33 protein-coding genes are annotated in these 21339 nt (G+C 49.9%); 9 read left to right on the top strand and 24 right to left on the bottom strand.

The window, feature by feature from the left end; translation table 11 throughout:
- Positions 1 to 151: 151 nt before the first annotated feature.
- From ACMJ0U_RS10185 to ACMJ0U_RS10160, 6 genes are read right to left on the bottom strand one after another with little or no spacing between them, the layout of a single operon-like run.
- Positions 152 to 478, bottom strand: a complete 327-nt coding sequence (locus ACMJ0U_RS10185) for a hypothetical protein (RefSeq protein WP_224205180.1) — start codon at positions 476 to 478, stop codon at positions 152 to 154.
- Positions 444 to 923, bottom strand: a complete 480-nt coding sequence (locus ACMJ0U_RS10180) for a hypothetical protein (protein ID WP_007562503.1) — start codon at positions 921 to 923, stop codon at positions 444 to 446. Before ACMJ0U_RS10180 ends, ACMJ0U_RS10185 begins: the two co-directional genes overlap by 35 nt.
- A 28-nt stretch (positions 924 to 951) precedes the next feature.
- Entirely contained in the window at positions 952 to 1341 is a 390-nt protein-coding gene (locus ACMJ0U_RS10175; protein ID WP_007562505.1) for a hypothetical protein, read from the bottom strand.
- Positions 1342 to 1356: 15 nt separating this feature from the next.
- Positions 1357 to 1821 carry an N-acetylmuramoyl-L-alanine amidase gene (locus tag ACMJ0U_RS10170; RefSeq protein ID WP_007562507.1) on the bottom strand — a complete coding sequence of 155 codons (465 nt, stop codon included), beginning with the start codon at positions 1819 to 1821 and terminating at the stop codon, positions 1357 to 1359.
- Positions 1822 to 1827: 6 nt separating this feature from the next.
- Positions 1828 to 3027, bottom strand: a complete 1200-nt coding sequence (locus tag ACMJ0U_RS10165; protein WP_007562509.1) for a BACON domain-containing protein — start codon at positions 3025 to 3027, stop codon at positions 1828 to 1830.
- 7 nt (positions 3028 to 3034) lie between these two features.
- Positions 3035 to 4075 (bottom strand): head maturation protease, ClpP-related, encoded by a 1041-nt coding sequence (locus tag ACMJ0U_RS10160; RefSeq protein ID WP_022199168.1) that lies wholly within the window; start codon positions 4073 to 4075, stop codon positions 3035 to 3037.
- Between the two features lie 203 nt (positions 4076 to 4278).
- Here ACMJ0U_RS10160 and ACMJ0U_RS10155 point away from each other — a divergent pair, with 203 nt between their 5' ends.
- The 5 genes from ACMJ0U_RS10155 to ACMJ0U_RS10135 are packed head-to-tail and all read left to right on the top strand — an operon-like array spanning position 4279 to position 9622.
- On the top strand, positions 4279 to 4722 hold the full coding sequence (locus ACMJ0U_RS10155; protein ID WP_007562513.1) for a helix-turn-helix domain-containing protein: 444 nt from the start codon (positions 4279 to 4281) through the stop codon (positions 4720 to 4722).
- Between the two features lie 11 nt (positions 4723 to 4733).
- Positions 4734 to 6266 carry a hypothetical protein gene (locus tag ACMJ0U_RS10150; protein WP_007562515.1) on the top strand — a complete coding sequence of 511 codons (1533 nt, stop codon included), beginning with the start codon at positions 4734 to 4736 and terminating at the stop codon, positions 6264 to 6266.
- A 21-nt stretch (positions 6267 to 6287) separates the two neighbouring features.
- Positions 6288 to 6713 carry a phage protein Gp36 family protein gene (locus ACMJ0U_RS10145; protein WP_007562516.1) on the top strand — a complete coding sequence of 142 codons (426 nt, stop codon included), beginning with the start codon at positions 6288 to 6290 and terminating at the stop codon, positions 6711 to 6713.
- 12 nt (positions 6714 to 6725) lie between these two features.
- Entirely contained in the window at positions 6726 to 8078 is a 1353-nt protein-coding gene (locus tag ACMJ0U_RS10140; protein WP_007562517.1) for a phage portal protein family protein, read from the top strand.
- Between the two features lie 38 nt (positions 8079 to 8116).
- Entirely contained in the window at positions 8117 to 9622 is a 1506-nt protein-coding gene (locus ACMJ0U_RS10135) for a toxin glutamine deamidase domain-containing protein (protein ID WP_007562518.1), read from the top strand.
- On the opposite strand, the gene ACMJ0U_RS10130 is transcribed toward ACMJ0U_RS10135, so the two are convergent.
- Entirely contained in the window at positions 9584 to 9832 is a 249-nt protein-coding gene (locus ACMJ0U_RS10130; protein ID WP_007562519.1) for a hypothetical protein, read from the bottom strand. The genes ACMJ0U_RS10135 and ACMJ0U_RS10130 overlap by 39 nt on opposite strands.
- Positions 9833 to 9900: 68 nt before the next feature.
- Between ACMJ0U_RS10130 and ACMJ0U_RS10125 the strand changes: the two genes are divergently transcribed.
- Entirely contained in the window at positions 9901 to 10524 is a 624-nt protein-coding gene (locus ACMJ0U_RS10125; RefSeq protein ID WP_172772470.1) for a hypothetical protein, read from the top strand.
- A 4-nt stretch (positions 10525 to 10528) separates the two neighbouring features.
- Complete coding sequence (locus ACMJ0U_RS10120) at positions 10529 to 10990, top strand: hypothetical protein (protein ID WP_007562523.1); 462 nt, start codon at positions 10529 to 10531, stop codon at positions 10988 to 10990.
- On the opposite strand, the gene ACMJ0U_RS10115 is transcribed toward ACMJ0U_RS10120, so the two are convergent.
- The 16 genes from ACMJ0U_RS10115 to ACMJ0U_RS10040 all read right to left on the bottom strand — a co-directional run bounded on the left by ACMJ0U_RS10115 (position 10973) and on the right by ACMJ0U_RS10040 (position 19161).
- Complete coding sequence (locus ACMJ0U_RS10115; protein WP_007562525.1) at positions 10973 to 11242, bottom strand: hypothetical protein; 270 nt, start codon at positions 11240 to 11242, stop codon at positions 10973 to 10975. The two genes, ACMJ0U_RS10120 and ACMJ0U_RS10115, sit on opposite strands and share 18 nt — an antisense overlap.
- Before the next feature lie 110 nt (positions 11243 to 11352).
- Positions 11353 to 12015 (bottom strand): DUF3164 family protein, encoded by a 663-nt coding sequence (locus ACMJ0U_RS10110; protein ID WP_007751532.1) that lies wholly within the window; start codon positions 12013 to 12015, stop codon positions 11353 to 11355.
- Between the two features lie 18 nt (positions 12016 to 12033).
- A complete protein-coding gene (locus ACMJ0U_RS10105; protein ID WP_007562529.1) occupies positions 12034 to 12231 on the bottom strand; it encodes a hypothetical protein in 198 nt (65 codons plus the stop codon).
- Positions 12218 to 12403: a hypothetical protein gene (locus ACMJ0U_RS10100; RefSeq protein WP_007562531.1), complete on the bottom strand. Its 186-nt coding sequence runs from the start codon at positions 12401 to 12403 to the stop codon at positions 12218 to 12220. Before ACMJ0U_RS10100 ends, ACMJ0U_RS10105 begins: the two co-directional genes overlap by 14 nt.
- 6 nt (positions 12404 to 12409) lie before the next feature.
- Positions 12410 to 12832 carry a hypothetical protein gene (locus tag ACMJ0U_RS10095; RefSeq protein ID WP_007562532.1) on the bottom strand — a complete coding sequence of 141 codons (423 nt, stop codon included), beginning with the start codon at positions 12830 to 12832 and terminating at the stop codon, positions 12410 to 12412.
- A gap of 1 nt (position 12833) precedes the next feature.
- Positions 12834 to 13067 (bottom strand): hypothetical protein, encoded by a 234-nt coding sequence (locus tag ACMJ0U_RS10090; RefSeq protein ID WP_007562534.1) that lies wholly within the window; start codon positions 13065 to 13067, stop codon positions 12834 to 12836.
- A gap of 18 nt (positions 13068 to 13085) precedes the next feature.
- Positions 13086 to 13556, bottom strand: coding sequence for a DUF4406 domain-containing protein (locus tag ACMJ0U_RS10085; RefSeq protein WP_417129823.1), 471 nt, complete (start codon positions 13554 to 13556; stop codon positions 13086 to 13088).
- Positions 13556 to 13777, bottom strand: coding sequence for a hypothetical protein (locus ACMJ0U_RS10080; protein WP_007751522.1), 222 nt, complete (start codon positions 13775 to 13777; stop codon positions 13556 to 13558). Before ACMJ0U_RS10080 ends, ACMJ0U_RS10085 begins: the two co-directional genes overlap by 1 nt.
- The gene (locus ACMJ0U_RS10075; protein WP_032558186.1) at positions 13758 to 14420 is read right to left on the bottom strand and encodes an ATP-binding protein; all 663 of its coding nucleotides are present in this window, start codon (positions 14418 to 14420) and stop codon (positions 13758 to 13760) included. Before ACMJ0U_RS10075 ends, ACMJ0U_RS10080 begins: the two co-directional genes overlap by 20 nt.
- Positions 14389 to 14628: a hypothetical protein gene (locus ACMJ0U_RS10070; RefSeq protein WP_259317938.1), complete on the bottom strand. Its 240-nt coding sequence runs from the start codon at positions 14626 to 14628 to the stop codon at positions 14389 to 14391. Before ACMJ0U_RS10070 ends, ACMJ0U_RS10075 begins: the two co-directional genes overlap by 32 nt.
- A 14-nt stretch (positions 14629 to 14642) precedes the next feature.
- A complete protein-coding gene (locus ACMJ0U_RS10065; protein WP_007751516.1) occupies positions 14643 to 15524 on the bottom strand; it encodes an ATP-binding protein in 882 nt (293 codons plus the stop codon).
- 36 nt (positions 15525 to 15560) lie between these two features.
- Entirely contained in the window at positions 15561 to 17666 is a 2106-nt protein-coding gene (locus tag ACMJ0U_RS10060) for a hypothetical protein (RefSeq protein ID WP_032558185.1), read from the bottom strand.
- A gap of 11 nt (positions 17667 to 17677) precedes the next feature.
- Positions 17678 to 18058 carry a hypothetical protein gene (locus tag ACMJ0U_RS10055; protein WP_007758937.1) on the bottom strand — a complete coding sequence of 127 codons (381 nt, stop codon included), beginning with the start codon at positions 18056 to 18058 and terminating at the stop codon, positions 17678 to 17680.
- Positions 18059 to 18119: 61 nt separating this feature from the next.
- Complete coding sequence (locus tag ACMJ0U_RS10050) at positions 18120 to 18386, bottom strand: hypothetical protein (protein WP_007751507.1); 267 nt, start codon at positions 18384 to 18386, stop codon at positions 18120 to 18122.
- A gap of 145 nt (positions 18387 to 18531) precedes the next feature.
- Entirely contained in the window at positions 18532 to 18924 is a 393-nt protein-coding gene (locus ACMJ0U_RS10045) for a hypothetical protein (protein WP_007758936.1), read from the bottom strand.
- Positions 18925 to 18945: 21 nt separating this feature from the next.
- Positions 18946 to 19161, bottom strand: coding sequence for a hypothetical protein (locus ACMJ0U_RS10040; RefSeq protein ID WP_007751500.1), 216 nt, complete (start codon positions 19159 to 19161; stop codon positions 18946 to 18948).
- Between the two features lie 115 nt (positions 19162 to 19276).
- Between ACMJ0U_RS10040 and ACMJ0U_RS10035 the strand changes: the two genes are divergently transcribed.
- Positions 19277 to 19981 carry a S24 family peptidase gene (locus tag ACMJ0U_RS10035; RefSeq protein WP_417129822.1) on the top strand — a complete coding sequence of 235 codons (705 nt, stop codon included), beginning with the start codon at positions 19277 to 19279 and terminating at the stop codon, positions 19979 to 19981.
- A 408-nt stretch (positions 19982 to 20389) separates the two neighbouring features.
- Here the strand turns inward: ACMJ0U_RS10035 and ACMJ0U_RS10030 are convergent, their stop codons facing one another.
- On the bottom strand, positions 20390 to 20632 hold the full coding sequence (locus ACMJ0U_RS10030; protein ID WP_007751495.1) for a hypothetical protein: 243 nt from the start codon (positions 20630 to 20632) through the stop codon (positions 20390 to 20392).
- A 392-nt stretch (positions 20633 to 21024) separates the two neighbouring features.
- On the opposite strand from ACMJ0U_RS10030, the gene ACMJ0U_RS10025 reads away from it, so the two are divergent.
- On the top strand, positions 21025 to 21339 hold a 315-nt coding region (locus ACMJ0U_RS10025), incomplete at its 3' end, for an FRG domain-containing protein (RefSeq protein WP_417129824.1).

Below are 21339 nucleotides of genomic sequence, written 5' to 3'. Positions count from 1 at the left end.
ATGACCAGCACCGGGGCACCCTGCACCTGTTCGGCCTCGATCTTCGCGGCCTCGGGTTTCTTGCCGCCCAGGTCAAACGAGTTCTTTTCAATATACCCGATTGTGAAATCCTTATACTTTACGGCTCCTATGCCGTACATGAAATTCTTGTTCATCGTTTATAAAGTTTGATGGTTAATAACACACCGGCCAATAAGCCGGCCAATACACCTGTGATAAACGTCCGCATCCGGTTCGGAGGGCGTTTTTCTACTGTTTGAACGTCATTTGAAATTTCGCTCTTGGTTTCGCTACGGATACGCGCCAGCTCTTCTTCATACCATAGCACCAGCTGCTGCAGACTGTCACACGAGGCTTCGGCCACGATGTTCCCGCTGTCGTCGCTGCCTACGGTCAGATTCGCCTGTCCGCTCTTGCCACGGTACACGGCACCTTCAGGAAGTTTACGGAGGCTGTCCGCAGGTATAGACAGCTTCACCGAACTCGCCGGTATACCCGCCATCACCAGTCCCGCCCGTCGGCTTCCGCTCGCGCTGTCGGTGCTTGCCGATTCCGTCTGTATCTTCTCCACCGTCGTGCTCTTCCTGCTGCTTGCGCAGCCCGCCAAGCACAGGACAGTCATCATGATGGCGGCAACTGTTGGCAGTGTCAATGGCCTTGCGCAGTCGCGCCATTTCGCGCTTGTTGGCCTGCAGGTCTTTTCTTGTTGCATTCAGTTCTTCTTTTAAGGGTACCACAATATTGCTCACCAAAACGCGGGTGGCATGTTCTGCGTTATCCACACGCACACCCTCTGCGTCGGCTTCGGCTTTCATCGCTTCCGCTTTCGCTTTCCTCACCGTAGCACGCAGGGAACCGATGGCTGCTGCAGTGCCCACAAGGCCGCCGCTAAGAATAATGTTCATGATCTCGCTAAAGTCCATACCACCCGTTTTTTAGTCAGTCAACCTTTTATTCTGCTTCCTCGCGTTTCTTTCGGAATAGTCCGATAACCCATTGCACCAGTCCCGTGTCGGCTACCCCATTGGCTACAAGTGAGGCACCAAAACCATAGAGCAAGGCAATGTCCCAGCTCACATCACTCACAAATCCGGCATCAAGCCACCACAGTAGCATCGCGCACACCAAGCCCACACACCAGCTCACCAGCTGCGTCACCCAGCCTTTCATGTTGGGGAACAAACCTTTCAACCCTTCAGTAAGCACCACCACACCGCCGACGAAACCGGCAAAGGTGCCAATCATTGCGTCATAGTCCGTTGCCGGAACATCGGCCCCTTGGGCCATCACAGCCGATACTGTTCCCAGCATCAGCATCATAAACAGCATAATTCGTTTCATTGATTGCTTCTTTTATTATTGGTTAATACCTATTTCTTTCAGCCATTTCTGTACATCGAAACTGGGGCAGGCTTTGGCCGCCAGCTCGTTGTGTCCCACAATGCGCACATCCGGGAATCTGCGATGGAAGTCCTTCACATACTTCTCCAGTGCCTTTTTCTGGCAGCCGGTGCGGGTGTCCTTCGGGGTCTTGCCGTCCTTGGCCACACCGCCGGCATACACAATGTGGCGGCTCACGCTGTTGTACCCCTTGGCTCCGTTGGTCACTTCCCAGGGATCCACCTGCGCATCCTCGTTGTTGTTCACCAAGCGTTCCACACCGCCCTGCAGGTGGAACAGGTCGGTGTAGCCCACCTGTTTCCAACCTCTGCCACCCTGGCTTACGGGCGAAGTGTGCCACTTCCGGATGTCCGCCGATGATACCTCACGCCCCTCCGGGGTTGCCGTACAGTGAATTACCAGATACTTCAATTTTGCCATACCATCTTATCCTTTCTGGTTTTGGGTAATGGTAATCTTGGCCGTCTTGCTGCGGTCGGCATTGAGCGTAAGGGTCAGTGTACCGGTTTTCTGACTGCCACTGTTTGCACCGGCCGAAATCTTCACGCCTTTATCCGTCGCTTCCACCTTGAAGCCGGCAGGGGCACTGCCTATCTCATATTCTCCGCTGGCGGTCACGGTCACTTCTTCACTGCCACCGGTTGCCTCAAGGGTCACACTGGCAGGGTCAACTGAAATCTTCTTCTCGCTCGCCTTGAACACGGGGTTGCTTCGCTTGTCCAGCACCACCACTTCTTCACCGAAGGCAATGTTCGTGTCAGCCTTCATCAGCATCTTGAAGAAGTACAGTTCGCTCGCGTTCGAGATCTTGTCAATCTGAATCACGTCTTCATCGTCCTGCAGGTTCACAGCCGCAAACAGGTTGCCGCCGGCATCGGGCGAACAGAGGGTGCACACAATCAGATCATCGGGCCAGGCCGCAAGCGTCTCAATGGTAATGCCCTTGTAGCGACGGGCATTCACATCGGTTTCGCTCGTGTTCTTGGACTCGCGCTGGGTCAGCTCGTCATCATACTTGTCAAAGTCGTTCACGCTCATCAGAATGCGGAGGTCCGGGTTGTTGCGGATGGCCACGGGAATCTTCGCACGCATGGCTTTCAGTCTGCCCAGCATGGTCGATTCTGCGCTGTCCACCACAATCACCTCAGTATCCTTGGCCATCTGGGTCAGGATGCCGTTAAACAAGTGGTCGTCATCATCCCCATATTCACCGTTCACATAGTGGTCACCCAGTTCAAACTGTACCCGCTTGGCCAACTCGGCAAGCAGGGCGTTCTGCGCTTCGGGCGGAAGTTCCGAGAATACCAGGTTGCCCTTCGGCTGCCATTTGCGCCAGATGTTCTCGAACGTGCGGGGGTTAAACACCGTAAAGGCCATGAAGTCCACCGGGTCAAGACTCTTTTCGTCGTAGTTGAAGTTGCCCTTCGAATCCTCCACGCCGGGGTTCTCCTTGCGCTTCTGGAGCATCTTGCCGGTCTTCAGGCGCGGCAGGCTGATTTTCTTCTCCACACCGGGAATCACCATGATCAGCCCCTTTTCCACAATCTCATTGCTCGTAGCGGCAAGCGTCAGCAACTGTTCCAGTACCTCGCCGCTGTAATTCGTGTTTCTTACAATTATTGCCATAGTTCAATCACTTTTTACGTTTGTCCTTAATTTCTCGCATACGCCTGTTCCAGGGGCTTTCTTCACCATTCGGTTCCAGATGCAGGTCTTCCATCACACGGCGCTTTACCGGCAGTTGGGCCAGGGCCTTTTCGCCGTTCTCGCGGTCATTGGCCAAAAGGTTTTCGTAGATGGGGCGGGTAGTCGCATCAATGCGACCGTCCTGCTCGGCTGCGTCAAGCAGCTGCTTGCGGGCGGCAAGGTCTTCGGCTTCAGCCTTGTCTTCGTAGGTCTTCACCTTGGCCTTCAGGTCGGTGTTCTCTTTCGTAAGGATAGGTACCTTGCCTGCCTCTTCCTCCAGTTGGTCCATCAGGCGGAACACATCCGCATCACTCGCGCAGTCCTTGAAGCGCGGGCGTTTCTTTACGTCTTCCAGATTCATGTCTTCTCTGTTTTTTTGTGGCTCAACGAGCCGGTTATTGAATAAAGTATATATCTGCGCCGGTGTACTGTCTGCCGGCACGGGGTCTGCATCATAGATGTCGTCTATGAAACCAAGGTCCAGGGCTTCCTTGGCGGTCAGCCAATGGTCCTCGCCGTCAAAATAGGTCTGTTTCACTTCTTCCTTGCTCATGCCCAGCCGCTCGGCATAGATTTCACTCAAGCTGCCTTCCAGGCTTTCTATCTCTTCCATGCAACGCTGCAGGTCCTGCTTGTTGCCGTAACACCCGCCGCTCACACTGTGCAGCATCAGACGGGCATATTTGCTCATTTCTACGGGCTTGCCGCAAAGGGCTATCACACTGGCCATGCTGGCGGCTATGCCATCCACATAAATGCGGATGTCGGCCTGGCTATGGCGCAGGGCGTTGAATATCGCAATGCCGCTGTACACTTCCCCGCCGTTGCTGTTGATACGCACATGGATGCGTCGGCTCACGCGTTCGGCTTCCATCAGTTCCTGGGCTATGCGCCCGCTTTGCACCTCCGTATAGTCTCCGATGTCCCCGTACAGGAATATCGTACTGGTGCCGTCGTCACTCGTTGTAATATTGAAAAATCTGCTCATCGTCATGTCTTTACCAGCGGTTTCCCCGCCTTTCGATGGTGCGAAAATAGAACATTCCCATGGCACCAAGAAACCGCGTCCGCATCATAACGTTTTCTGGCGTTATCATAACGCTGTAACCCGTCATCATGCGTACGCGCTTTTACAAACCCCGCTTTTTCATGCAATTTTGTAACGTGATTTACAACTAAAAAGGACGATTTATGGCAGATTTGACGAATGCCCAGAAAAAGGAATGGGCAAAAACTTTGTACCTCAAGGAAAACCTCACACAGCAGGAAATCGCCGACCGGGTGGGCGTGTCACGGGTGTCCGTGTCCAACTGGGTACGGGCCGGGAAGTGGGAGGAACAGAAGGTGGGGCTTACGCTCACAAGGCAGGAACAGGTGGCTAACCTCTACCGGCAGGTGGCCGAAATAAACAAGGCCATCGCCGAACGGCCCGAAGGGGAACGGTTCCCCTCATCCAAGGAGGCTGACATCCTCGGGAAACTGTCGGCGGCCATACGCAACATGGAGCAGGAAGTGGGCATTGCCGACATCATCAGTGTCCTCACCGGGCTCATCGACTGGGTACGGGCGGCCGACCTCGAAAAGGCAAAGGAAATTACACGCCTGGCCGATGCGTACATTAAAGACAAATTATAAAGGGATAGACAATGAAACAGACTGACAGACTCGCTCTCCTCGATTGGGAGAAGTACAAAGAAGACATCGCAAGGGCTACACCGGTCGATAGGAACATGACGGCAGCCGAACGGGAAAAACACCGGGAATATCTTGAGAAACATCCCATAGAATGGATCAAGTTCTTTTTTCCGAATTATGTCAAATATGAATTTGCCGACTTCCAGAAAAAGGCTATCCGGCGGATCATTGCACACGATGAATGGTTTGAGGTGCTTTCTTGGAGCCGTGAGCTGGCCAAATCCACCGTCACCATGTTCATCGTCATGAATCTCACGCTTACCGGACGCAAAAAGAATGTGATTCTGACCTCCAACAGCAAGGACAATGCGGTGCGCCTGCTCGATCCCTACCGGGCCAATCTCGAAGCCAACGGACGCATCATGGCATACTACGGCAAACAGGAACTGCCGGGCTCATGGACCGAGGATGAATTCACCACCAAAGGGAAGGTCTCTTTCCGCGCACTGGGTGCCGGACAATCTCCGCGTGGTTCGCGAAACGAGGCCATACGTCCCGACGTACTGCTGGTCGATGACTTTGATACGGACGAGGATACCAAGAACCCGGACATCATCCAGAAGCGCTGGGACTGGTGGGAAAATGCGCTGTATCCCACAAGGTCCATTTCCGAACCTACACTGGTCATCTTCTGCGGAAACATCATCGCCAAGGACTGCTGCGTGGTGAGGGCGGGCGAAATGGCCGACTCCTGGGACATCGTGAACATCCGCGACAAAAACGGTTTTTCCACATGGCCGGAAAAGAACTCGGAAGAGGACATCGACCGCACACTGTCCAAAATATCCAAAAAGGCGGCACAGGGAGAATATTTCAACAACCCGATTTCCGTGGGAGAGGTATTCGAAAACATTGCATACGGCAAGGTTCCGGCACTCTCCAAATTCAAGTTCCTCGTGGTGTATGGCGACCCGGCACCGGGCGAAAGCAAGGGTAAGAAAGGCAAATCCTTCAAGACGGTTTCGCTCTGTGGCAAATTGGGTGGCAGGCTTTACGTCATCAAGACTTTCCTGGCACAGGCGCTCAATGCGGAGTTCATTGACTGGTATGTCCGGATGCTTGAATTTGTCGGGGGCAAGACCAATGTCTATTGCTACATGGAGAACAACAAGCTGCAGGACCCTTTCTTCCAACAGGTGTTCAAACCGCTGGTGGCAAAAGTACGCCGCGAACAGAAGATTGCGCTGTTCATCCGGGGCGACGAGGAGAAGAAGACGGACAAGGCTACGCGCATCGAGGCCAACCTTGAACCGCTCAACCGCGAGGGGAACCTCATCCTCAACGAGGCTGAACGGGACAATCCGCACATGAAGGAACTGGAGGATCAATTCAAGTTGTTCACCCTGACCATGCGCTATCCGGCCGACGGACCGGATGCGGTCGAAGGGGCGAACCGTATCATTGACGAACTGATCAGGCGCATTGAACCGCCCGTATTCCGATCACGGAAGGATGTAAGAAAACGGAATAAGAAAAGATTATGACAACTCTAAAACAATAGGACTATGAGCAAATTTGTTGAACTTACCGATTACGATGCGAGCATCCACCGAGACATCCTCGACGCACTGGTTCGCGAAGACGAAACGGTCATTGAGGTTTGCGAGGACAGGGCCATTGCCGAAATGCGGTGTTATCTGGGCAAACGCTACGACTGCAACAAGATTTTTGCAGCCACCGGCGAGAACCGTAACCAGCTCGTGCTGATGATGGTCATCGACATGGCGGTCTATCACATCTTCTGCATCCACAACCCGCAGAAACTTTCCCAGGTACGCAAGGATCGTTACGAACGGGCGGTGGAATGGATGAAGGCGGTGGCCGACGAGGACATTTCAATCGAAGGGGCTCCGCTGCTGCCCGAGGAACAAAGGGCGGGCAGGTCGGATTTCCGCATTCAAAGCAACCGCAAACGAACGAACCACTGGTAAAAAGCAAGCATCATGAAAAAGAAAAACAGAAAAAACAACAAAGCCGGCATCATCACCGTAGGGGGAAACTTCACGTTGCCGGGACAAAAGAGACCGAATGTGATTGTGCTCACACAGCCCAAACGCTTCGGGCTGGACATTTCCGACTACATGGCAGCCGTAAGGGTGGCCGAGAATGTCGATTTCTCGCGACGTTACAAACTTTATGACCTCTACGAGGACATTCTGATGGATACCCACCTTTCCTGTGTGCTCGAAAAGCGAAAGAATGCCGTGCTGTGCTCCAACATGGAATTCCGGGTGGACGGGAAGCCCGACGATAAAATCAACGAACAGATACAGTCGCCCTGGTTCAACCGGCTGGTGGGTGACATCCTTGATGCGAAATTCTGGGGCTTCTCGCTCTGCCAGTTCTACAAGCTGCAGGAGTGGGTGGATTATGACCTGGTACCACGCAAGCATGTGGATCCGGTCAGGGAACTCATCCTGCGCCACCAGACGGACATTACCGGCCATTCCTGGAATGAATATACCGACCTGCTGTTTGTGGGTTCACCGTCCGATTTGGGGCTGTTGGCCAAGGCTGCACCTTGGGTCATCTACAAACGTAACACTACGGGCGACTGGGCACAGTTCTCCGAGGTATTCGGCATGCCTATCCAGGAATATATCTATGATTCCGACGACGACGAGTCACGCCAGCGGGCCATGGAGGATGCGGCCAATGCCGGAAGTCTGGCGCAGTTCTTCCATGCCAAGGACACGGAACTCAAACTCACGGAAGCCGGAAACAAAACAGGGTCTGCCGATGTCTATGAACGCCTCTGCGAGCGGTGCAACAACGAAATTTCCAAACTGATACTGGGCAATACGCTGACCACCGAATCGTCCGAAAAAGGCACGCAGGCTTTGGGTACGGTTCATAAGAAAGTAGAGGACAAGGTACTGGAGGCCGACCGGAAGTACGTGCTCAACGTGCTGAATTACGACATGACGGACATTCTGCTGCGCATGGGCATCAACACCGAAGGGGGTACGTTCTGTTTCCCCGAACCGAAGGAAACGGATGCCGGTACCAAAATATCCATCCTCACGCAGCTGAAGAAGAACTTCAACATCCCCATCGACGACGACTATCTCTATGAGGAATTCGGTATCGACAAACCGGCCAATTACGAGCAGCTGAAGGCGGAACAAAAGACGGCTGAACAAGCCGACCAGATTCCAAGCCCGAAGAAGGAGCCGGAGCCAGCGAATAAGGGACGGGATGATGAACCGACACCGAAACAGAAAAGAAACTTCCGGAACTGGCTCAAAGGTTTTTTCGTGAAAGCCCCGGCAGACGGGGCAGCTTTAGACTGGTAGTCGACAGACTGTATGCGGCTGATAATGGCAGCATCTCCATGGAGTTTGACTTCTCCGAAGAGGTGCTGCGGCGTGCCTTGCTGAACATATACAGCAGGGACTTTCATCCGGCAACCGAAATCGAAATCAACCTGTTCAATGAAATATGGGCAAAGATGGACAAGGCGGCAAAGGAAGGGTTCAGCAAATCCAAGGCCATTACTCCGGACGAGGATTTCAGAAATGCCATACTCCGGAACAATGCCGTATTCTCGGCATTCAAGGTACATCGTATGCAGAATGACATGGCACGACTTTTATTGGATTCAAACGGCATTTTAAAACCGTTCGACAAATGGGTACAGGAAGTCTTGCCCATTGCTTCCCATCAGGTTCGTCACTGGCTGCGGACGGAGTATGATACGGCGGTCATCCGGGCGCATCAGGCGGCTGACTGGCAACAGTTCCTGCGCGAACGCGATATTCTGCCCAACCTCAAATGGCTACCGTCCACCTCCATTCATCCGGGGGCTGACCACCGCCCGTTCTGGAATACCATCCGGCCGATTGATGACACGTTCTGGAACATCCACCGACCGGGCGACCGGTGGAACTGCAAGTGCGACCTCACTGCCACCGACGAGGAGCCGACACCACTTCCGGACGAAGACGACAAGAACAAGCCCCAGCCCGGACTGGATAACAATCCGGGAACGGACGGCAAACTGTTTTCCGACAATCATCCATATCAGGCAGAAGCCCACAAGGGTGCCCAAAAAGCGGTGGATAAACTTATGGCCCGTATTGACGAGATGATTGCGGAAATGCCGGACTACCTTACCGGGGAGGAAAAAATGGCCATTGCCCGGAACAACCTCGAAATGGAAAAGGCTCTTAAAATCAAAAAAGGAAAACCTATGGATGTGGATAAGGCGGACAAACAGAATGCAAATCCCAAACATGTGGAAGAGTATATTTTGGATTCCAAAGGAATATACCGCGATAAAAGGGGAAACAGATACCGGAAGAACAGCGATTACGATAAAAAACGGGATACTCCATACAGTATCAACTGCCAGACTTGCGCACCGGCATACGCTTTACGATTACGTGGATGGGATATTACCGCCAAAGGCAATGTCGCAGGGTCTAAACTTGAATATCTGAGTAATGGACGTGCTTTTGAAGTCTGGAAAAACACCGACGGTACTCCGGCGCAACATATAAGTATAAACAGCTGGCTTGCGCACAAAGGATACCTGAAAATGACCCCTAAAAGGTACATGGAGTATTTCAATGAGGTATGTAAGGAAGAAGGCGTGTATGAATTGTGCATCGGCTGGAAAAGTGGAGGAGGTCATGCTACAATCCTGCAACGGTTTGCGGATGGTGAACTAAGGTATATCGAACCCCAAAGCGATAATTCTGCCGGTTCAGGAATGGAATGGAAAGACGTAAAATATTTATGTGAAATAGGAGCTGCGACTTCCCACAACTGCAGGGGAGTCCTGAGAATTGACAATAAGCTATTCGATGTCTCCTTCCTCGATATTTTCGATACATGAATCGATAACGTCAAGGGATAACGGACCGGTTATTTCGGTTGCGTCTTTACCGTCATACAGATAGACGAAAGGATAACCGGTACAGGAGTCCCCCGGAAACTTGAACACATAGGCTTCCTGGCCTTCATAAATACCAAGGTATTCGAAGGTGTCACCGTATTGCTCAATAAGTACACGGGCCTCGTTCTTTACTTGTTCCGGTATATTCATAACGCATAAAAGGCATATTGGAAGCCTCGGTTGCAAAGTTATAAATTATTCTTGAATTACTGATGATTATGGACATAAAAGATTTTACGGAAATGATAAAGCGGAAACGTGACAGGCTGGACAGTATGATGCGCCGCAAAATGCCAGTCATGGTAGGACGAATGGCCAAAGACCATTTTCAGGATAACTTCCGGCAGGGTGGATTTGTCAATGGCGGTCTTCACCCTTGGCCCAAAGCCAAACGGCTGTCCTCGGGAGGTTCCGATGCCGCCAGCAATTATGGAACGCTGCTCTCCGGCAGGAAACATCTGTTCAAATCGGTCGGATATACACCTGCAGACTACCGGGTAAGGGTATTCAACGAGGTGGTCTATGCACCCATCAACAACTGGGGCGGGGAAATCGATGTCACCGTCACAGACCGCATGAGGCGCTTTGCATGGGCCAAGTTCTACAAGGCTTCGGGAAAAAGAAAAAAAACCGGCACAGGGCAAAAGAAACGCGTCAAACGACGTTCCAAGCCGAAGGAACTGAATCCGCAGGCACAGTTCTGGAGGAACATGGCGCTTACCCAAAAAAAGAAACTGCACATCCGCATCCCGCAGCGCCAGTTCATGGGCGAAAGCGAAGAATTGAACCGGCGTATCCGGGAAAAGGTGGACCAGGAAATTACCAACATTTTAAACCAATAACGATATGGACGAAATTTTTATCGCAATCATGGAACAGATTGCACAGGAAATGCCGGAACTCTCTCTCATCGACGAGGACTACGGACAATTGGAAATGGGAGCAGAAGAAGACCAGTACCCGGTCACTTTCCCTTGTGTATTAATCGGAAATACAAACTCCGACTGGCACGACCTCGGATACGGGGCACAGAAAAGCGAATCCGCACTGACCGTCCGGCTGGCCATCGATTGTTACGACGATACAAGCTACGCATCCGGCACGTATGACAAGGTGAGGGAAAGGCAGCAGCTGGCCAAGAAATTATACAAGTCGCTGCAGTGTCTGCAATGCACGGACAACGCTTCGCCGCTGGTACGCGAGAAAAGCCGTTCGTATGCCATGCCGCATTACATCAAGGTCTATGAAATGACGTTCTCATTCACACTGCACGATGAATCGGCCATGCCGTCATCTTATGGGGAATAGTTCCAGCTGGGCGGCAGTCAGACGGGGGGCTTTCACCTTGGGAACAGGCTTCAGATTGTAGTCTGTTCCCTCACGTGATTTCCGGCGGATGATGGTCATGATACGTTCCTCGGATATAAAGAATTCGCGCTCCGACAACACTTTTAAAGCATCGTCGAACCGCAACCGCTGTATTTCTGTCCAATAGTAGTAACGACGGCATAGTGCCTCGTCACGCAGCTTGATCAGTTCTTTATCCCGTCCTTTGCCCATACATTTTATTTCTCTTACAAAGATAACTGATTTCCATCTATTTTAAGAACAAAAGCGCCGCAGTTGTTATAATTGCGGCGCTTTCTGTTTATAGGGTTAACGGGTTTCGGCTACAAACGGCAGAAACTGGGTTCAATGCGGGTCCATACGCCGTTTTCAGGGTTGCGGCGGCTGAAGTAGTAGTTGGTGGCATTGCGCTGCACTACATTAGCTTCCTTGAACAGGCGCATGATGTCTGCATACTCTTCATCGAACTTATCTTCCAGTTCATACAGCTTTGAAATGCTCTTGTAGTCCAGGTCGCCCATCTTGTTGCGCTCCAGCAGGGTCATGGCCATCTGATACATCGGATCATCAGAACCTTTCTCGCTGTTCTGCATGTAGCGCTTCAAATAGTCAATCAGACGGTCGGCTGCCATGTCGGCTCGTTCATCGAAGCCTTTCACCTTGTTGCTTTTCACTTCCAGACGGAAGTCTCCGTCCGTAATGGTATAGCTGCGCTGTTCGTCGCTTTTCACCTGGCCGTATTCCTTCATCACCTTGGTAAAGGCATCGGCTTCTTTTTCCAGCCATCCGCGGAACCCGGTCACGGCATTCACCATCTCAAGAACGTTGGTCTTTACTTCGTGCATAAACTCACCGCGTAATGCCTCGTAAGTTTCACGACGGGCGATGCGGTCTTCTTTCTCTTCTTGCTGCAGCTGGGCCATGAGGGCTGCTCGCTGTTCTTTACTCAGGGACTTGATGTCCACACTTTGATTGTTCTTTTCCATTTTAAATCATTTTAGTTGTTAATCAGCTATTACTTTGTCATCCTTCAGCAGCAAAGCGAATGTCCTGTCTCTTTCTGCTTTGGTTTCAAACTTCTTGTATGTCTTCCAGCCACCGTTTATGCCGGTACACATCTTTATCCTCGGGCCTGGATAATCATCCTTTCGTATTATACAGAACCCCGCTTTTATCAGCTTGTCTTGGTCATCTATCCTCATAATCATCCTGCTTTTCCGGTTCATCGTCTATCAGCATGGCCTCCCCATTGGCATACGCCCAGTCGGCCAGTTCGTTGAAAAACTCCGCTGCATCCTGGTTCTCCATATCGGATGTCGTAAGGGTCACGTCTTTTCTTATGCGCTCAAGCGCTTCATGTGCTTTTTTATCCATATTGCTCTATTTATCGGTTAAACCTCCTTTTCGTTGGATAGCCCGCAGTTTGATGGCCAGTTGTTCCAGCTCGGCTGTACTAACCTGAACAAAGGGCTTGCCGGCTATCCGGGGGTTGTTGCAGAATTCGTTCACCCGGTTCCAGTCGGTGGTGTCTATACCCAACTGTTGCATCAGCTTCAGGCAGACGCTGCGTTTCCGTCGCAGTTCCTCGCGAAGTTTCTGCCGCCATTCGTCTTGTCCGCTCAGTTTCTCCAGAGCAGTACAACAAACTTCATACTCCTTGGCCGTCATTTCCTTCAGACTGTCTGTCCGGTTCCACGTGTACTGCAGCACGATTTGTTTTTTGAATTCCTCCCGATCGCCCTGATAAGGCAGTTTGTTGAACAATGCATAGAACCGGGCGAAATTGGTTACTTCCTGTGCCATATCATCCTTTCACTTTTTTCTCCACTGAAAGAATTGCCAAACTTATCATCATAAGTTTTACAGACTGGCTGTCCTCTTCAAACAAATCAATATCCGCAACCACAGGCTCACCGCTCATGGTGTTCCATATTTGCTCTACCTCTTTCGTCTTCTTTTGATTCATCAAAAAGAGATACGCGTCATACTCGGAACGGTCAAATTCAAATACGACCTGAACTTTCTGTTTTTCTTCCATACATTCACTATTAAAAGGTTATTCAAACAATACTTTAATGCCACACGAACTGGTTACGTCAAGCTCCAGTTTGGCTCCCTTGCTCAGTTCCCAGTCCTTCAGCATGTAGATATAGTCACAAGCCAGCAACAGGGCAATGTCGGCCCGCATGTGGGCTCTCCAATGAGCTTCATCCGGCAATCCGTTCCTGAAAGGGTTTACAGGATCATAGCCTTGTGCCATCAGTTTCTCCTCGGCACGGCTGAAGGCTTCCTTGCGCTCATTCATATCATAGTGCGCGATGGCTCCGCTGATGTACACTTTCCCGGCACCGGTCGCTTCACCACGTTGAAAAGCCTTGTGTCGTTCCCACCGTTCCGGAACCACCACACTGTAGTTGCACGATTGGCAGCAGCAGCCTTCTTCTTTCACCGGGAACGGATTGTATCCGTAGCCCTCATACTCTTTGCCGCAGATGCAGCACACTTTCTTTTCTTCTTTCTTTTCCATCACTTCAAATCTTTAATGTTTATTTGGCAGGACGGATGCCATACCTGAATATTCCGAGCAAACATCACATCCCTGGTTTCTATCACTACGTGTCCCTTTGTCTTGGCCCTGCGCAGACGGAGGTCGCTTTGTATGTTACGTTCTACCCAATCGTCCACCACGGCCTCCGCTTCCTGTTCTTTCAGGAGTATCTGGTACAGCTTATTCTCCCATTCCATCATTCAAATAATCCTCCATATTATCGTCCTTCAATGTTTTGGCAGCACCTTCTTCCCATATCACGTAGGGCTCACCGGGCCGCTCCATAAAGCGGCTTTTGCACCAGGCTTTGAAACAGCTTACCATGATTTTCACATCGGCATCATATTCCACCTTGCGGGCGCTTCTACCTGCCGGATGAAGCCCCTCGGCATGGCTGATGAAGATAAACAGTTTCTTGGGATGACGTTCCTTGAACTCCTTGTAGGTTTTGTAGTTCAAGCCGCTGTATTGGAAGCTGTCGATAATCACGATTCCGGGACTGCCTCTGCGCCGTAACCGTTCCTCCAATTGCTCCATCGGTTCCCGGTCAAGGATAATCAGCTTCTTTTTCACTTCACCCATCTTGTGCCGTTTCAGGCTCATCTGGAACGACAAACCGGTACTTTCTTCCAAACTGTCATAAATTACGCGTCCGAAGCTACACAGGTACTTGGCCAGCTGCATCACAAAGCTGCTCTTACCGTTTCCGCTGGCTCCCCAAATAATCCACACGCCGCTCTTGGCCGGGTTGCCTATCGAGGTTTGCCAGTCCCCGGAAAACTCGAACCGGGGAATCTTCATGTTCAGCACCTCACCGGGACTGTAGGCTCTCTTCAGTTTCACGGTTACCTCCTTTCAATTCTTCAATAAGAGCATCAGCATAGTCCACAGCAAGTCTGGCAACTTGTTTTATAGACATTATACCTGATGAATTGCTTCTTACTACCGGAAGCATGCTTTTGGCAATTTCATATCTGCGCTGTTCCCAGTCTATCTCATTCGCTTTTCTCATCTCGCGATGGATACCGATAACAGCATCCATCGCTTGCATTTCTATCTTGCTTATCATGCCTGCATCCTCCTTAATTTTTCGATTTCGGTATATACGCGCCGCAAGCCGCCTCCGGTGCTATGAACAATCTTGGCAATGTCGGCACCGTCCGGGGCATTGATTTTTGCGACGATGGCAGCCTGTGCCTTCAGAAACTTTTCGCGTTCCTGCGCATCGTCCGGGGTCACCTTGCTGTAGGAGTCACCGTAGCGGCTCAACATTTCGGTATAGCCCACCTTCTTGCCTTCGATGGCGCGGTTGATCTTCTCCTTTAATCCGTCGGCACCCATCATATACCAGGCACAGCAGCGTTCCGTAGCGTTCCAAAGCGCCTTTAACTCCAGGAAGGCTTCATACTGCAGGTCCCCGGCTTCATCCAGGATAACCAGGGGCGTATCAATCGTGCGCAGGTAGGCCACCAGATCCTCATACACGTCGCTATAGCGTCCGTTGCTGGTCACACCGAATTCCTTGGCAATGTAGCGTATCAGCTTCAGTTTGGTCTTCACCTGGCTGCAGTCCACATATACGGCGTGCTTGTGCTGCTTCACGTAAGCTTTCGCTGTAAAGGTCTTGCCGATATTGGGCATATCGCACAGGATGGCACTCAGCCCGCTTCCCTGGCACACTTCCAGCTGCTTGCTCACAAACACGTAGGTCGGGGTCTGTGCTGCCAGCCAAGGTATTTCTGTACGCAGTTGCACGCCTAATCTTCGGGCTATACCTACCCAGTTGGCATCACTGACCTGCTTTTCATAATTGCCCCGCTTGATGGCATTGTAAACGCTGGGGGCTATGCCCAGTGCCGTGGCATGGCGGTTGTCACTGGGATAATTTTCACGGTCGGCGGCTATCGCTGCCACAATACGTTGCTTTACTTCATTTGTTATTTCCATTTGAATGCTGTTTTAAATTCGTTCTAACATCGTTAATTATATCTTGGCTACTGCATCATGCTCGAAGGCACTGATGTCCATATAGGCTGAGTAATCTTCTTCCTCGGCTTGTGCAGGAAGGGGAACGGCTTCCGCCTGTACCTCTGTTATCAGCTTTGCTTCCTCTTTGGCAAGGATGCCCACACGCTTGATCTTGCCGTCCTTCATCATCTTGTCGAATTGAGCTACATACTTGGACTGTTCGGTATAGGCTGCCTTGTCGTACTCGGTCTGCTCGGCTGTATTCTCATTGTAACGGGCTACGGGCTTGCAGGTGGCGATATATCGTCCGTTCTGGTAGATATATACCTCGTTGATGGTTCCGTCGGCATCGGGCAGATAATAGGCATCTACCTTGTAGTTCCTCGGCTCCAGCTTTTCGATGATTTCCGGGCTGGGCAGTCCGTATTGGTTGTACATCACCGTGCAGTAGGTGTTCTGCCGGATGGTTGTTTCGGTGTGCTGTCCGATGAACCGGTAAAGAACGGCCTTGTCCCAAGGTGCAAGGTTCGGGTTCTGATGGGCGCAAAGCACATCCCAACGGCTCATGCCCGGATAGCGCTTTTGGTTGGGGTGAGGCTGTGCGTTGAAGGTCTCAATGGCGCGTATATCATCGGCTACCAATTCTTCATAACTATAGGTCTTCACCTTGTAGGTGTTGTTCTTTTCGTCATACACCTTTTCTTCCTTCGGGCGGTTGGCCTCCAGCTTGGCATACCATCGGCCGATACCTACCTGCGTGCGTTTCTCCACACCGTATTTCTTTTCGCGGTTCTTGTGCTCGGCACGTTTTTCACGCGAGTTCCCGGGGTTACACCAGCGGATCAGGGGGAAGACGGTACCGGCTTGCATCAATCCGTCGGCAAAGTCGCTTACCAGGTGGTGTTCCACTTCTAACTCGGCGGGGATATACATGCCGTTCCGGTCCAGGGTCTGGAACATGTTTCGCATGCAGTCTAAAAATAACTCGGTAGTCTTGTACCGGTTGTAGGCATATCCCACCACAGCACCGCTCACCACATCGTAGGCATAATAGGCTTTCACTCGGTTGCCATCCTTCATTGGGCGCGGCAGGTCGCGGTCGTCAAGAGAAACCTTACTCAAGGAATATTCACCGATGCTGCGCAGATGATAAGGACGGTAGGCATTGTTGAAATCCCATTGGCTCATGTGCAGCTTACCGCGAAGGGCCTTGTTCTTGGGGTTGTTCAGGTAGTTGGCTACTGTGGCCGGGCTCAATACCAGCGGATTTCCATCCTTGTCGGTAAAGTCTGCCGGATTCAACACCTCGCCGGTTTCGGGGTCATATAGCTCCAGTTCTCCTTGCACAAATAGATTGTACTGTTCCCACACGGTGGTATTGAAGGGCTGCTCCGGTTGGGCATCGATGCTCAGCAGCAGGCGTTCAATGTCATAGGTCACTTTCCGGCGGTTCTGGTTCATGAACTTGCGGCTGATAAGGCTTTCATAGCCGTTGGCCTTGAAGTCATTCACACGCTTCTTGAAGCGGTTGGAACTGACAGGCAAGGTATGTCCGAACTCTGCTTGGTAGTAACTGATGGCTCCTGCCAGTTCGCCCCAGTTCACCGGCCCGGCCTTCATGGCCTTTCGCATAAACGTGGCATCCTCCATGGCACGCATCACTGCCTCAATTACCGAAGCGTTTACCGTATATTCTTGGATGTGTTCCGGTGGCAGTGTATCTCCGTTGTCAAAACGGAACCGGGTGTAAAATTCCCGGGCTTTCGCATCGATGTGGTAATGGCTGCCGAGCCAGTTTCTTATTACGTCTTCTTTCATATCTCCGTATTTTAGTTTTATCCTTTCCTGAAACCGTAGGGGCATGGTGGCTATTTCTACCAAAACGTAACCTCCCAGACCTCTTCCGGATCGAACTACATTGATTTTCTCCTTTGCCGCTAACTTCTTGTAATTGGGTATCGACATGATGGGAGCAAGTTCTTCTTCGGAAAGAGTGGAAGGATGAACTCCTTTCAGCGTGCGGCTTCTGCTGTAGTCTGCCTTTCCGTTCACCATCACCGGTCGGTCATCGTAAGTCAGGTCATTGTAGGATATGCACAATATCTTTCCATAATACTCCATTTCATTTCTATTTATAAGGCAGATGCCATCTGTTGGGTCTCGTGCTGCAGCTGCATGAAATCCGATACAAATTCACATTGGTAGGTTTCAGTCCGTTTTCCGTCCACGTACACATCCACATCATTGGTCTTTCTGTGGACCACGAGTTTTACACGGGGACCGAAAGTGCAGGTCATGGTCTTCTCGCACTCCTCGAAGGTGGTTTCGCAGTTCGGGATGAAGTTCCCGTCAGTCAGTTTGCCGCCTCGCTTCAGGGCAAGAGTGCGTATCCGGCGCGCCTGATCGCTGTCACGGACAAAATTCAGTGCTTGCCACACAGCCTGACGGCTGCATCCGAATGTCTTCATCAAGAAGGTCTTGGTCTCGTTATCTGTCAAAATCTGCTTTCTCATATCGTCATACTTTTTAATCGTTATCGTTCGTTCAAAGGTTTTCAACGGCTTCCGCTATTTCCTAATCACCCGTCAGTATTTCATGAAGGCGTGTCCCTTTCTGCAGTTCTTCGACCAGCACCTGCATCGCTTCCTCACACACACAGCTCACATTCTCTATCACCCGGTAGGCATCCGAGTTGCTTATCTCATCCTCCGTCATGAATTGTCCAGCCAGCTCCATCGCCTGGTCGGCAATATTCTGCGTATGTGCCGTACTGCCTATCATCGTGCGCAACTTCTGTTTGAACAGACTCTCTGCTGTTCTCGGATTGAAATTCTTTGCCATAACTCTAAATTTTAAAAGTTTATATCGTGGGGCGCGGGGAATCGAACCCCGACGGCTTTCTACGCTTTCTTATTTCGATTTACCAACTCTCCGGCCGTGCCTGCCGCCCCTGCCCGTCTTTCCGGGCTGCCAGTTATCCGGCAATCTATTTGCCTTGTTCTTCTATCATCGAAAGGACAACCATCCTGTCTTCATCCCAAAGCGGAAGCCCCAATTCAATGGTCCGTTTCACCACTTCCATCTCACCGACCAGCCCTACCGCTTCTTTGCGGAAATCGGTATCGTCATACGCATGTGCCTTGCCAATCAGAAAATCGGTCAGGTTGTCGATAACTTCCTTTTGACGTTCACATTTCATTTCATAGTTCAGCACTCGCACATGAACATCGCGGATAATCCGGCTGTCCCCATGTTTCTTGAAATCTTTGCAGAACTCATCCTTGTTCATCGAAGTGTTCAGATAAACCGCATGGATGTAATCAAAATCCTCTGCTGTAGGGGTTATCCCCGTCCGTTCCATAAATTCTTGCTGTGTCATAAACTCACTTATTTTATTGTATTATTCTGCATCTTCAATTTTGAAAGAAAAGCACTTATCCGCCAATACTCTTTTTACAAAGTCTAAGTCGTATCTATCAGCTGAAAAGAAAACTGCCTGATAATCTACACTGGGATAAGCCTTGATTGCTGTTGTATCTACCATCTTCTTGACCAGTCCGTAAAGAGCTTCGGCGGTCTCGGCTGTTGCTTGAGCTATAATTACTTTTGCTTTCATTTTCTTTAATCCTTAAAATTCGCTAATCACACGCCTTTTTTGTATATTTGGCGCGCTGTTTACATCTTAAACACGCTGCAAATATATAGAATTATTTCAATACATCAAACTAAATATGGAAGAAAACCAATATAAGGATATGAATTTTATAGAAAGACTTCAATATTTCATGGAGAAAAAGGGCATAAATGACAATCAAATGACTGTTAATGCCGGTCTTTCTGTTGGACTTATTGGGAAAGCAAAGGTGTCTGGCAAAGGCATGAGCTCAATGAATATTGAAAAAATTCTATTAGCCTATCCGGAATTATCTGCCGATTGGTTACTTACTGGTGCAGGAAGCATGTTGAAAGATGATTTGAACGGCATTAAAACAATAGACGAAGCAAATTCTTCGACTCTGCCTACCACATCTATGAACCCATCCATCGGTACACCATACTACGATGTGGACTTTATCGGGGGCTTTGATGAAGTGTTTAATTCACAGGTAAACATACCTGCCACCAACATTGTAATAAGGGGATTCGAAAAAGCCAGCCTTTGGTGCAATGTCACCGGGCACTCCATGGAACCCAAAATAAACCATGGCGACATCATTGCCCTGCACCAATGCACACTCAACGACATCCAATATGGCGAAATCTATGCAGTGGTGTTGGATACCATCCGCACCATTAAAATCCTCCGCAGGTCGCCGGATCCGGACAAGCTGCGCTTCATCCCCATCAACACCAATGACTACGATGAACAGGAATTCGACAAATCACGCATCATCAATGTCTTTGAAATAATCGGAAGTATCAGCAAGTTCTTCTAAGTGGTACACGCATGCCTCCTACAGAAGGCTAAAAAAGGACGCACGCACACACTTTTGAAGGAATTTACCTGAAGCAAACTCGTAAATACACTGTAAATCAAAGGATTTATTTTATTATAATAAGGTATATCACACAAACAAGTGTCGTTTTTCCTCTCTGAAAACAGAGAAAAACGGCACTTGCTTTCATTTATAACATAGTTTCCTATTTCGGGCGTACCCTCTGAGAACTGAAAAAGTAACCCCTAAAGTAACCCCTAACTTAAAGAAGTAGTAACCCCTAACAGTAACCCCAATAGTAACCCCTAACCAAATAAAACCAACCGTAGGGGCATAAAAAAAGGGAGCCATAAGCTCCCCAATCAGCATTCAAAGAAATAACGCCTACAAGCCTTTCTAACGGCGCTATTATATCGTTCTAACCATTCCCTTACTACCACCCGAGATGAGCGTAGATTGCTTAATTATAGCCTTTTTCGTGCATATTGTGCCGTTACCAGACAGCCCGGCATGAAGCAGGTAATTCTTGGTTGCCCCCACCTGATCTGCCGTCAGAACCGTATAAACAGCCGATATACTGCTGAAATACCAATCTTTCTGCTTCGTCCCGTCTATTTTATGCAGCAAATGCACATGAATCACTTTTGCCATATTCGTTTCTATTATGCTGCAAATATACCAAATAATACTTATTTGGAAGAATTTTAAGGCAACATCTTTAAAAATAGGCACAAAAAAACGGCCACACAGCCGTTCACACCATCATATAACAAAATCCATCAACCCAGCCATAAAACGGCCACACAGCCGAAAATAAAACCCTTCCAGGCCGTTTTAGCCCCATCTGCAAGCCCGATGTAAAGCAATCCCCCGAATATCCGAAGAAAAGCCCCTCAAACGTAAAGCAGATGTAAGCCATGTAAAGAGAAAAACCGCTTCGAAATATTCAGCCCATTTTCCCGATCATGCCTAAACCCTTTGGTTTTCAAAACCTTTCGCCCATTTTTCCCGACCATTGAAAAAACCGCTTCGTTCTATGCCCCATACAGGCTGATTATTATCCTGGAAAACCGTGCAAGCCTAGTTTATTCAGGGATAAAGCTCATAATGAAGCCAACGATTATCTGGATTTTCTGATTTTTTCTCAAGAGCTGGAGCTGTTAGTCAGGACGCATCCTGTTGTTCAATTGCTGGAAGAAGGTATTGAATTACTCCATGATACATTCCGTATAAGAATGCATTATTCGGGACTGGCTCAACATTATTATAACAAGTCAATAATGCTTGATTTTACTTCCGACCTCGAAGTGATGAAATTTTTTGCCACTACAAATTATAAGAGTAATACGGATGAATAT

Origin of the sequence: Phocaeicola sp. (assembly GCF_048170425.1) — a bacterium.
GTDB lineage: Bacteria > Bacteroidota > Bacteroidia > Bacteroidales > Bacteroidaceae > Phocaeicola.
This window is presented reverse-complemented; position numbering and strand designations above follow the sequence as displayed.